This window comes from Vibrio sp. RM-41-2B, from assembly GCF_024744415.1.
In the GTDB taxonomy this organism is placed as follows: Bacteria; Pseudomonadota; Gammaproteobacteria; order Enterobacterales; family Vibrionaceae; genus Vibrio; species Vibrio diabolicus.
Window position 1 is genome coordinate 23,306 of record NZ_JAMQWD010000028.1, and the last position, 12,439, is coordinate 35,744.

At 45.3% G+C, this 12,439-nt stretch carries 11 protein-coding genes; 10 read left to right on the forward strand and 1 reads right to left on the reverse strand.

Going from position 1 to position 12,439, the window contains the following annotated elements:
- Positions 1–38: 38 nt before the first annotated feature.
- Positions 39–2,600, reverse strand: a complete 2,562-nt coding sequence (locus tag NB463_RS15865; protein ID WP_047009943.1) for a penicillin-binding protein 1A — start codon at positions 2,598–2,600, stop codon at positions 39–41.
- A 143-nt stretch (positions 2,601–2,743) separates the two neighbouring features.
- Between NB463_RS15865 and pilM the strand changes: the two genes are divergently transcribed.
- From pilM to rpe, 10 genes are all read left to right on the forward strand, one after another.
- The gene (pilM, locus tag NB463_RS15870) at positions 2,744–3,760 is read left to right on the forward strand and encodes a type IV pilus biogenesis protein PilM (RefSeq protein WP_258516013.1); all 1,017 of its coding nucleotides are present in this window, start codon (positions 2,744–2,746) and stop codon (positions 3,758–3,760) included.
- On the forward strand, positions 3,744–4,319 hold the full coding sequence (locus NB463_RS15875; protein WP_005395717.1) for a PilN domain-containing protein: 576 nt from the start codon (positions 3,744–3,746) through the stop codon (positions 4,317–4,319). The genes pilM and NB463_RS15875 overlap by 17 nt, the downstream gene beginning before the upstream one ends.
- Positions 4,312–4,905 (forward strand): type 4a pilus biogenesis protein PilO, encoded by a 594-nt coding sequence (locus NB463_RS15880; protein ID WP_012841351.1) that lies wholly within the window; start codon positions 4,312–4,314, stop codon positions 4,903–4,905. Before NB463_RS15875 ends, NB463_RS15880 begins: the two co-directional genes overlap by 8 nt.
- Complete coding sequence (locus NB463_RS15885) at positions 4,895–5,410, forward strand: pilus assembly protein PilP (protein WP_258431572.1); 516 nt, start codon at positions 4,895–4,897, stop codon at positions 5,408–5,410. Before NB463_RS15880 ends, NB463_RS15885 begins: the two co-directional genes overlap by 11 nt.
- Positions 5,411–5,435: 25 nt before the next feature.
- Positions 5,436–7,184, forward strand: a complete 1,749-nt coding sequence (locus NB463_RS15890) for a type IV pilus secretin PilQ (RefSeq protein WP_006742777.1) — start codon at positions 5,436–5,438, stop codon at positions 7,182–7,184.
- A gap of 187 nt (positions 7,185–7,371) precedes the next feature.
- Positions 7,372–7,890: a shikimate kinase AroK gene (aroK, locus tag NB463_RS15895; protein ID WP_005381319.1), complete on the forward strand. Its 519-nt coding sequence runs from the start codon at positions 7,372–7,374 to the stop codon at positions 7,888–7,890.
- 32 nt (positions 7,891–7,922) lie between these two features.
- Positions 7,923–9,023: a 3-dehydroquinate synthase gene (gene aroB, locus NB463_RS15900; protein ID WP_046874636.1), complete on the forward strand. Its 1,101-nt coding sequence runs from the start codon at positions 7,923–7,925 to the stop codon at positions 9,021–9,023.
- Between the two features lie 52 nt (positions 9,024–9,075).
- The gene (locus NB463_RS15905) at positions 9,076–10,590 is read left to right on the forward strand and encodes an SPOR domain-containing protein (protein ID WP_258431573.1); all 1,515 of its coding nucleotides are present in this window, start codon (positions 9,076–9,078) and stop codon (positions 10,588–10,590) included.
- A 69-nt stretch (positions 10,591–10,659) separates the two neighbouring features.
- On the forward strand, positions 10,660–11,499 hold the full coding sequence (locus tag NB463_RS15910; protein ID WP_047009939.1) for a Dam family site-specific DNA-(adenine-N6)-methyltransferase: 840 nt from the start codon (positions 10,660–10,662) through the stop codon (positions 11,497–11,499).
- A 92-nt stretch (positions 11,500–11,591) separates the two neighbouring features.
- Positions 11,592–12,263, forward strand: a complete 672-nt coding sequence (rpe, locus tag NB463_RS15915; RefSeq protein WP_005395709.1) for a ribulose-phosphate 3-epimerase — start codon at positions 11,592–11,594, stop codon at positions 12,261–12,263.
- The last annotated feature ends 176 nt before the right edge of the window (positions 12,264–12,439 follow it).

Consider the following 12,439-nt stretch of genomic DNA (forward strand, 5'->3'; position numbering starts at 1 on the left):
AAAGGGAGAGCGAATGCTCTCCCTTTTGCTTTAGTGATTTAGAACAGCTCTTCTGCGCCAGAGCCGGAAGAATAAATACTGTCTTCCAAACGGTCGCCAGCGTATTCGGTAGGCTCAGTGCCTTTTTCAAAGTATTCGAACATCGATGTGCTGTCTACTTTGTGCGTTAGCATGCCAGTGTTGCGATCAATACGAACACGAATGATGTTATCTGGAATATTTTTACCTTGCTCAGGTGTTTCTTCTAGTGCAACGCGCATAAAGTCAATCCAAGCGGGTTCTGCGGTTTTCGCACCCGATTCAGCACCAGAAATTTGGCCTTTGCCTAGGTTGCTATTAACCGTTGTGCGACCAAGGGCGCGTGAGTGATCATCAAAACCAACCCAAGCAATGGCAACAACACCAGGACCATAGCCGTTGTACCAAGCATCTTTGGAGTCATTCGTTGTACCCGTTTTACCACCGATATCACGACGCCCCAGTTTTTGTGCACGCCAGCCAGTACCGTTCCACCCCGTACCTTCACGCCAGTTACCACCACCCCAAATGTTGCTGTACATCATCTCACGCATCAAGAATGCATTTTGCTCAGAGATAACTTGTGGAGCATATTGAGGTTCATCATTTTCCAGTGCGTTGTCTGTTGCCAAACCATCAATCGCGACGTCTTGTTCGCCAAACTCATCGGCATAGCGATTGTCTGGCTGAGCGCTCATTTGTGGGCAATCCTTATGACAAACGCTCTTTGGATTCGCTTTAAACAGCACTTCACCGAATGCATCTTCCACGCGTTCTACGTAGAACGGTTCGACGTAATAACCTCCGTTCGCAAATACAGAGTAGCCTTGTGCCACTTTCATTGGTGTTAAGCTACCAGCACCGAGCGCGATGGTCTCTGAACGTGGTACTTGGTTAATATCAAAACCAAAACGAGTAAGGTACTGACGAGTTTCATCAAGGCCTACTTCACGCAGCGTACGCACTGCCATCACGTTCTTTGACTGAGCTAAGCCGAGGCGAAGGCGAGTTGGACCGCCATAGGTTGGTGGTGAGTTTTTAGGTCGCCAAGCCGAACCAGAACCTGCGTCCCATTTGTTAATCGGCGCATCGTTGATCAGAGTGGCTAGGGTAAGTCCCTTGTCAATTGCTGCTGAGTAGATAAATGGTTTGATACTTGAGCCAACCTGACGCACTGACATAGTGGCACGGTTAAACTTACTATGAACAAAGTTAAAGCCACCCACTAACGACAATATCGCACCATTTTCCGGGTTCATCGCGACAAACGCGGTGTTCGCTGTTGGCACTTGGCTCAGTTTCCAGCTTTGTGTCGTGTTGTCATCTTCATTGGCTTCGCTCACTTCGCGAACCCAAATTTGTTGACCCGTCGCTAGCACATCATGCGCTGATTTTGGTGTTGAGCCTTGGCGGTTTTCGGTGATGTATTTACGTGCCCAATGCATTCCAGTCCAAGGAATGGTCTGCTCTTCATGGTTTTTAACCCAAACTTGTGCAGTCTTATCATCGACTTTTGTCACGACGGCAGGATAAAGGTCACCATAAGTTGGTTGCTTCTTAAGATGCTTTTCTATTTGCTCGCTGTTCCAAGCGGTTTCACCTTCTTTCCAAAGCACTTTTTCCGCACCGCGGTAGCCGTGACGTTCATCGTATGACAGCAGATTATTTACCACGGATGTATTCGCGGCATCTTGCAGTTTAGAGTCCACCGTCATGTAGATATTCAAGCCAGAGGTATAGGCTTCTTCTTCACCGTACTCTTTCACGGCCCATGCACGAGCTAGTTCCGCCACATAAGGAGCTGAAAGTTCAATTTCAGCACTGTGGTAACGTGCCACGATAGGTTCGTTGCGTGCTTCGTCATACTGTTCTTGCGTGATGTATTTTTCATCAAGCATTCGCATTAACACGACGTTACGGCGTTTTGTCGCACGCTCAAGAGAGTAAATTGGGTTCATCGTTGATGGCGCTTTTGGCATCCCTGCGAGTGTCGCAAGTTCGCTTAACGTCAATTCATCAAGGCTCTTACCAAAGTAAACTTGAGCGGCCGCACCAAAACCATATGAGCGGTAACCAAGGAAGATTTTATTGACATAAAGTTCCATGATTTCTTGCTTACTCAGAAGCTGCTCAATGTGGATAGCAATGAAAATCTCTTTAATCTTACGCATGATCTTCTTCTCATTAGATAAGAAGAAGTTACGCGCTAGCTGTTGCGTAATGGTACTTGCGCCCTGCTTAGCGGAACCTGAAATCGCAACTACAACGGCTGCACGAGTGATGCCGATAGGATCGATACCTGGGTGTTCGTAAAAACGGCTATCTTCGGTTGCGATTAGCGCATGAATTAAGTCTTGAGGAATTTCATCATAAGTAACAGGAATACGACGCTTTTCACCGAACTGTGCGATCAGCTTCCCGTCTTGACTAAACACCTGCATAGGTGTTTGTAATTCAACGTCTTTTAGAGTTGCAACATCTGGCAATTCAGGCTTCACGTACTGATAGAAGCCAAATATTGTGGTGACTCCAAGAATTATGCAAATCAATGTTAAAAATAATAAACGCTTTATGAACTTCACCGGAGAATCCCTGATTGGTTGAGGCTGTGTAACGGCAAACCCTTGTACTCTTAGGTCAAAAATTTAGCACATAGAGATATTAACTCTTATTTGGGTGCTAATAACAACCTTTGCACGAAGAAATTTCGGAGCGAGAGTAAGAGATGGATAAGCTAATCGTTACCGGCATCGATATAGGCCATAACAGCCTCAAAGCCGTAGTACTTAAACCCACAGGCAACAATTACGCTCTGTTGGGTTACAAAGAAATATTACTAAAGGAAGGTATTGTCGCTGAAAATAACACTATAAATCATCAAGAAATTGTAAAGACCCTAAAGCTGATTAAAAAAGAACTGCCTTTTGGTGCTAAAAAGGTCGCAATTTCAGTGCCTGATAATTCGGTGATCAGTAAAAAACTGCAAATAGAACAAAACCTTGAAGATAGCGAAGTTGAGTTTGCTGTGATTCAGGCATTTTCTCATCAATCGCCATTCCCTGTCGAAGAGCTGAGTTTAGACTTCGTCCGTCTTCGTGCCGAAGATGGGTTGCGTGGGACTGATAACTATCAAGTGTTTGCGACAAGAAAAGATGTGGTCGATAGTCGCGTGGATGCATTACAAAAATCCGGACTAAAACCCGTTTTAGTGGACGTGCATTCACAAAGTCTTGGTCATATCTGGAAGCTCACCGCCGATCGCTTTCCTGACAAAAATAAGTACTGCTTACTCGATATTGGCACCTCATCGAGCTCCTTTACCATGTTTACCGAACAAGGTGAGCTGTTTCACAAAGAGTTTGCTTGCGGCACTCGAGGAGCAAACAGCCCTGTTCAAGATGATTTGATGTCCGATGATGCTCAGGAGAAAACAGAGCTGTTTAATCGCCAAATCGTGGAACGGGTGAAACGTCAGATGCAGCTCTACACTTCAATTAATGGCTCGCAAAATATCAAAGGTATCTGGTTATCAGGGGAAGGAGCTTCGACACCAATGCTCGCGGAAGAGTTATCTCAGCAACTGTCACTAGAGTGTGAATTGCTAAACCCGCTAGGGCTATTTGAGATGAAGGTGTCCAAACGTAAACGTCGTGCCGCGGATTGGCAGCATTTCTCTACAGCCGCAGGACTCGCGATTTGTGGCATTCATTGGCTAGGAGGTGCGCGTGCTTTATCGCATTAATTTACTTCCTTGGAGAGAGAACCAAAGAGAAGAGCACCGACGTCGTTTCATTAGCTTGGTCGCGTTAGGCATGTTGGTTGCCATTGGTATTCAATGGGGTATTGGAAAGTTTTTTGAGTACCAACAAGATCAGCAGCAGGAGCGGCTTGATTACCTTACTCACTACATTGCTGAGCTCGACCAGCGTATTGAAGCAATGAAAATCGCCGAGCAAGAGCACAGCAAAATCCTCGAACGTTTAAAAGTGGTTGAAGGGTTACAAAACGGTAGAAACAAAACGACCGAGTTTATGAACTTGATGCCAGCCGTCATTCCTGAAGGTGTATATGTCGACAAGATCAAAATGAATGATCTGGAAATTGAGATCTCAGGGATCTCTGATAGCACACCAAAACTTGCCACGATGCTGGACAACATGGAGCGTTCGGCCAAGTTGAATGATGTAGAAATGCACTCCATCGTTCACGGAAAAGCGCGTTTTGGAAAAGAGTTCCAAACGTTCAAAGTGTCTTTCATGTTCAAAGTGCCGGAGAAGAAAGCGGAGGCCCAGCATGGTTGATTGGCAGGATCTCGAAATAGATGAAATGGCAGAGTGGCCATTGTTGCCTCAGCTTGTGGTTATCGCGCTGCTGATTTTCCTCATTCAAGGTTTTGGCTATTGGTTTTACCTTAAGCCAAAAGAAGAGCAATTGAATAACTTGGTCCAGCAGGAGCAGACGCTCAAGGTAGCACTGAAGATCAAAGCGAACAAAGTAGCTGCATTGCCTCAGCTTCAATCTCAATTGGATGAACTCACCACGCGTTACGAGTTATTGCTACAACAACTGCCCGCGCAAAAAGAGTTGGCTACGATGCTCGCTTCGGTGAATGAACTCGGTATCGACAATAAGTTGACCTTTACCCGTATCGACTGGGGTGAAAAGCAATCAGAGCATTTCCTCTATCGTCTTCCTTTAAACATTGAGTTAACGGGAGATTTTCATGACATCGGACATTTTTCTCAGGCGATAGCAACGCTACCTCGAATCATCACGTTTAAAGATGTGACTTGGCAGCGTGTCAGCCAAGAAAGTGAAACTCTGCACTTTAGGGTACGAGCCAATACCTATCAGTTTAAGCCAGAGGAGACGAACAATGACAAGTAAGCATTTGTTACTGGTACTGATGGGGTCTCTGCTACTTGGATGTCAGGCGAATGATGAGTCATTAACGGATTTTATTCGAGGGGTGGAGAGTAAGGCGCGTCGAGATGTCGAGAAACTTAAGCCTGCAGATAAGTATGTTGCCGTCACGTACGCACCTGAAGTACAGCGTGCGCCCTTTGAGTTACCAAAAGAAGCCACGATCGCCACTCAGCCCGTTGCAAGAAAAGATTGCTGGCAACCGCCTTCAAGAGGGCGCACTGGCAAATTAGAAAAATTCCCATTAAGCCAATTGCGTTTGAAAGGAGTTATGGGCATGGGTAATACGGTTTCTGGTCTCGTTCAGGCACCCAACGGCACCGTTTATAAAGTGAAGCCGGGGCAATACCTCGGACGCAACAATGGCAAAGTGACCCATGTCAGCCATTCCTATTTGTTAATTAATGAAACGTTGCCCGACGGCTTAGGGTGTTGGCAGAAGCGTAAAGTTAAGTTGGCTTTGAGATAGCCCCATTTATTTTTGATATTGAGTAATGAAAATGAGACAAGGATTAACACGTACACCAAGGATACTAACTGGGCTCTTCTCCTTATGGTTGTTTGTATTTTTAGCCCCTTTAGTGGCAGCAGAAGAAGTATCGTCTAATGCCTTAAAGAGTATCGATTTTCGCACTAATAAAGATAAAGACGCCGTTATTGTCGTTGAACTGGCGTCACCTGCCGCGATTGTTGATGTCAAACGCGTACAGGAAGGGTTAAGTATCGATTTGCTTAATACTTCGGTAAAAGACGAGCAACTGTATCTCCTAGACGTAAAAGATTTCTCGACTGTGGTTGAAAGTGTAGAGGTGTTTCGCGATACCTCAACTACGCGCTTGGTTGCGCACATTAATGAAGAATATACGCATGATTACCGTTTAACGGGGCGATTCTTGGAAATCAAAGTGGCTAAGATCAAACCCAATGAGAAAGCCCCGGATAAAAGCATTCTAGAAAAAGAAGGCAAGCTCATTTCAATTAACTTCCAAGATATTCCTGTACGTAACGTGTTACAGCTGATTGCTGACTACAACCAGTTCAACTTGGTTGTCTCAGACTCCGTAGAAGGTAACCTCACACTTCGTCTTGATGGTGTTCCGTGGCAGCAAGTGTTGGATATTATTTTGCAAGTTAAGGGGTTAGATAAGCGTGTTGATGGCAACGTGATTCTGGTTGCTCCAACAGATGAGCTTGATCTGCGCGAAAAACAGCAACTCGAAAAGCAGCAGCTAGAACAAACGATGGGAGAGCTCTCGTCTGAAATTATCAAGGTAAACTTCGCCAAAGCATCAGATATTGCAGAAATGATCAACGGAGAGGGGAACATCAGTATGTTGTCTGAGCGAGGCAGTATGACCATTGATGAGCGGACTAACTCGTTATTGATTCGTGAGCTACCTGAAAACATTGAAGTGATTCGAGAAATTATTGAATCTTTGGATATCCCGGTGAAGCAGGTTCAAATTGAAGCGCGTATTGTGACCATTAATGAAGGCAACATGGACGAGTTGGGAATTCGCTGGGGCTTTACCTCTATTAATGGCAATAACACGGTTGGTGGCTCTATCGAAAACAACCTTGCCACGATCGGTTTATATAACGGTGGTGGTGAAGGAGAAGACGGTGGTGACGGTGATGGAGTAGGTATCGATGACTTCCTAAACGTAAACTTAGCTGCAACCAGTCCAAACGCGACCAGCATTGCTTTTCAGGTTGCAAAATTAGGCTCAGACACCTTGTTAGACCTCGAGCTTTCTGCGCTGCAACAAGAGTCCAAAGCTGAGATTATCTCAAGCCCACGTTTGATCACTACTAATAAGAAGCCTGCCTATATTGAGCAAGGTACCGAGATACCTTATCTAGAGTCCTCATCAAGTGGTGCTACGACGGTAACGTTCAAAAAAGCAGTATTGAGTTTGAAGGTGACGCCACAAATTACACCGGATAACCGTCTTGTGTTGGACTTAAGCGTTACGCAAGATAGACCTGGACAAGTCGTGAAAACAGGTACTGGTGAAGCCGTTGCGATTGATACTCAGCGTATCGGGACGCAAGTGTTAGTAAATAACGGTGAAACCGTCGTTCTTGGTGGTATTTTCCAGCACAGCATTACTAACTCGGTGGACAAAGTGCCTTTGTTAGGCGATCTGCCACTATTAGGTGCGCTTTTCCGTCGAAGTTATGAAAATGTTGGCAAAAGTGAGCTGTTAATTTTCGTCACCCCTAAGGTGGTGATTCAGTAGTTCTACCTCGTGAAAAACTGATTAAATCAAAAATAAAGTTGCAATAGTGGCACCATGCTTGGATAATTTCGGGTCTTATCACGAATTATCTGTGAGGAACTGGTGCCACAAGCCTTGTAGAACAGCGATTTAGCTGTGTTTTCTTGTGGCGATCTTATTGAATCAATGTTGTAAATTACTGCTAAACATGGCTGAGAAACGTAATATTTTCCTTGTTGGCCCAATGGGCGCCGGCAAAAGTACAATTGGTAGACATCTAGCACAGCAACTGCATATGGAGTTTGTTGACTCCGATACAGTGATCGAAGAACGCACTGGTGCAGACATCTCTTGGGTTTTTGATGTAGAAGGTGAAGAAGGCTTCCGCAAGCGTGAAGAAGCGGTACTTGAAGACCTAACACAAGAGCAAGGCATCGTGCTTGCGACTGGCGGTGGCTCTGTTAAGAGCAAAGAAAACCGTAATCGTCTTTCGGCACGTGGTGTTGTTGTTTACTTAGAAACGACGATTGAAAAGCAACTTGCGCGCACAAACCGTGACAAGAAGCGTCCTCTACTTCAAACGGACAACCCTCGCGAAGTATTGGAGCAATTAGCTGAAGAACGTAATCCTCTGTATGAAGAAGTAGCGGATTACACTGTTCGCACTGACGATCAGAGTGCAAAAGTGGTAGCCAACCAGATCGTAAAAATGCTAGAAGAGAGATAAGTTTTTATCTTTTTTTTAATTGGAGCAAACCGATGGAACGGATTACGGTCAACCTAGCTGAGCGTAGCTACCCAATCTCTATTGGCGCCGGGTTATTTGAGGACCCGGCGTACCTCTCTCAAGTTCTCTCAAACAAAAATGCAAAACAAAAAGTTGTTGTGATCAGTAATGTCACAGTGGCGCCTTTGTATGCTGACAAAATTTTAAAGCAACTCGAGCAGCTCGGTTGTAGTGCATCCTTGTTAGAATTGCCTGACGGCGAACAGTACAAAAACTTGGATGTGTTTAACCAAGTGATGAACTTCCTCCTCGAGGGGAATTACGCTCGTGATGTTGTGATCATCGCGTTAGGTGGTGGCGTTATTGGCGACCTTGTGGGTTTTGCTTCTGCCTGTTACCAGCGTGGGGTCGACTTTATTCAAATACCAACGACATTACTATCTCAAGTGGATTCTTCGGTGGGTGGAAAAACCGCGGTTAACCATCCGTTGGGTAAGAACATGATAGGTGCGTTTTACCAACCTAAAGCCGTGATCATCGATACCAACTGTTTATCGACGTTGCCTGAGCGTGAATTCGCAGCAGGTATCGCAGAAGTCATTAAGTACGGCATCATTTACGATGCAGACTTTTTTGTATGGTTGGAAGAAAACCTTGAACGCTTGTACGCGTTGGATGAAGAAGCGCTAACTTATGCCATTGCACGTTGCTGTGAAATAAAAGCGGAAGTGGTGGCTCAGGATGAGAAAGAATCGGGCATCCGCGCTCTGCTCAACTTAGGTCACACCTTTGGTCATGCGATTGAAGCTGAGCTTGGCTACGGCAATTGGCTGCATGGTGAAGCGGTTTCTGCTGGCACGGTTATGGCGGCCAAAACTTCGCATCTGCGCGGTCTTATCTCAGCAGAGCAATTTGAGCGTATTGTTGCGATTTTGCGTCGTGCCAAACTGCCTGTTCATACTCCAGAAAGTATGAGCTTCGATGACTTCCTCAAACATATGATGCGAGATAAAAAAGTCCTCTCTGGTCAATTAAGATTAGTTCTACCTACAGGCATTGGTAGTGCCGAGGTCATTGCTGATACGACACAAGACGTACTCAAACAGGCGATAGACTTCGGTCGCGATATTTAACCTTGTAATGGCGCCTTTGGGCGTCATTCTTGTAGTGTATTAAGGTTATTAGATGAGTGTTGCTCACGTTCTGGAATTAGGTTCTCAAATCGAGTTGCTTGATAGGTTAGGATTGCTGACTAATTTTGGTTCCAATTTCATTGCGATTAATGGTCATGATGGTTATGGAAAATCTTGGTTAGCGCAGCGATACCTTGAAGTGGGTGCCAGTAACAAGAATCAATGTTTGTTACTTTGTCATTCTAATCAAGATGATGTGCAGCGCCGCATCCTTATTTTGAGTCAACTAGTTTCGGACGCATTGTTTAATCAGCAAGAGCCTTTACTTGATAGCCTCGAAAGACTATTGGGTGATGAGCCTTGTGATATCGCGATTGTGGTTGATGATGCGCATTTATTAAGTGAGACGCTCGTTTCTGAGCTTTGGATGCTGGTTTTAGAGGCGCATCATAAGCCGAATTGGACCATCAATGTCTTATTATTTACGCAGTCTGGGCGCTTAGAAGGATTGCTGTCACGTCTCAGTTACGGACAAGAGATAAAGCCTGTTGAGCTTGATATTGATATGTTGTCCGAAGTGGAAGCCCGTCGTTTCTTTGAATCACTTGTTGCGCGCTATGTTGATGATGAGGCGGAGAAGCGGGTTCGAGATGCATTTAAAAAAGTTGACCCAGTACCGGGTGACATCATGGCGTTAGGAGAGATGAAAGTGGAAAAAAGGATCATTATCCGCTCGATTGTCGGTTCACCGCTGAATATTGCGTTAGTGGTATTAGCATTACTGTTGCTTGCTGCTGGTGGCTATTGGTGGATGTATAATCAACCAAGCCCTGATGATAAAGCGCAGCAAATTGCTGGTAGTTTAGAGCAAACGGCTATTCCAACTTTTGAAGAGTCAGGAATCAGTGCTGCGCAGTCTTCACTACAATCTGTGACTGATGACACTAGCAGTGGCCTTGATGGCTCTGGCGAGATTGATGATTCTGATTCATTACCGCCAGCAGTAACGGAAGAAGTGGCGAGCGTTGGCAGTGATGACAATCAACAGAGAGTGGTGATTGAGTCGAATGTGGTCGATGCATTGCTTGAAGGTAAAGCTGATTCAGCAGACACAAAAGCGATTGATGATGTCGTGGGCGTTGAGAATCAAGACGCCACTGATGAAACCAGCTCACCCCTAATAAAAGTCGTAAAACCAAATCAAGGTATGACGCAAACTTCTGCTCAGCCAGAAGAAGACGGTGCGAAGCTGTCTGTGGTTAAGTTTTCATTTGCTCGCGAAGAATTAAAAGCACTATCACCAAGAGCCTATACACTGCAGCTTGCTGCTATGACGTCAATGGACGATGTACAAGCCTTCCTCGATGAGCATCAGCTGAATGATCAAGTACGAATTTATCCTACCGTTCGCAATGACACCGAGTGGTATATCATCACATACCAAGACTATCCGACAATTCAAATGGCTCGCGATGCCGTTGCAAGCTTGCCTGATTCGGTTAAGTCGGTGAGTCCTTGGGCAAAATCACTCCGTCAGGTTCATCGCGAAATTGATCGCGTGAAATAAACCTGAGCTTCGCTGAAAAATATGTTACATTCCGCAGCCTTAATTTTTGGTCGATAGATAGAGCAGTAGATGAAAAAGCAACGAGCCTTTCTTAAATGGGCAGGAGGAAAATACGGACTGGTTGAAGACATCCAACGTCATTTACCACCGGCTCGAAAGCTAGTTGAACCTTTTGTTGGTGCGGGCTCAGTGTTTCTGAATACCGACTATGACCATTACCTACTGGCAGATATCAATCCAGATTTGATCAATCTGTACAACCTACTAAAAGAGCGCCCGGAAGAGTACATCTCTGAAGCGAAGCGTTGGTTTGTTGCCGAGAATAACCGTAAAGAAGCCTACTTACACATTCGCGCTGAGTTTAATAAAACCGATGACGTGATGTACCGCTCTTTAGCGTTTTTGTACATGAACCGCTTTGGTTTTAATGGTTTATGCCGTTACAACAAAAAAGGCGGTTTTAACGTTCCGTTCGGTTCATATAAAAAGCCTTACTTCCCAGAGGCGGAATTGGAGTTTTTTGCCGAAAAAGCCAAGAAAGCCACGTTCGTTTGTGAAGGTTATCCAGAAACTTTTCGTCGAGCACGTAAGGGGAGTGTGGTGTATTGCGATCCTCCTTATGCACCGCTTTCAAACACGGCAAATTTCACCTCATACGCAGGTAATGGTTTCACGTTGGATGATCAGGCTGCATTAGCCGACATTGCTGAAAGAACGGCGACTGAGCGTGGTATTCCGGTTCTGATTTCTAACCACGACACTACGCTGACGCGTCGGTTGTATCACGGTGCGGATCTCAATGTAGTAAAAGTAAAGCGCACCATTAGCCGCAATGGCAGCGGTCGTAATAAAGTCGATGAGCTGCTTGCGCTTTTTCATGCCCCTGAGATGGATAAACCAAGCTCTTAGTTCTCACACTATTAAATCTAAATAGTGGATCTCCCCACTGGCTTCGGTAGAATTGCGCGCAGATTGTTTGCTCATTACTACTGAGGTCAGGTATGAAAGATTTTCTTATTGCTCCATCCATTTTATCGGCAGATTTTGCTCGTCTCGGTGAAGATGTTGAGAAAGTACTCGCAGCGGGTGCGGATGTGGTGCATTTCGACGTTATGGATAACCACTATGTACCAAACCTGACTTTTGGTGCACCTGTGTGTAAAGCACTACGCGATTACGGCATCACAGCACCAATCGATGTTCACCTAATGGTGAAACCGGTTGACCGCATTATTCCTGATTTCGCAAAAGCGGGTGCGTCGATGATTACATTCCATGTGGAAGCTTCTGATCATGTAGACCGTACACTGCAGTTAATTAAAGAGCACGGCTGTCAGGCTGGTGTGGTACTAAACCCAGCAACGCCACTTGCGAGCCTTGAGTTCATCATGGACAAAGTCGACATGATTCTACTGATGTCGGTTAATCCTGGCTTTGGTGGTCAATCATTCATTCCTCACACACTAGATAAGCTGCGTGCAGTTCGTAAGATGATCGATGAGTCTGGTCGCGATATCCGTTTAGAAATTGATGGCGGTGTGAAGGTTGACAACATTCGTGAAATCGCAGAAGCGGGCGCAGACATGTTTGTTGCAGGCTCGGCGATTTTCGGTCAGCCAGATTACAAACAAGTGATCGACCAAATGCGCACGGAACTGGCTGAAGTAAAATAAGTCCCGATATACGCGCGATAATGCCCTGATTTTAAAGGCTGTCACTTTATTGGCAGCCTTTGTTATTTCTAGCGTTGGATGAAATAAAATATCCCCTGCGTTGAGCAAATAATCACTTGCCTATTTTGCGCCCTTTCTGTACTATTCGTGCTCCTTAAACTCAGTCAATTATCTTT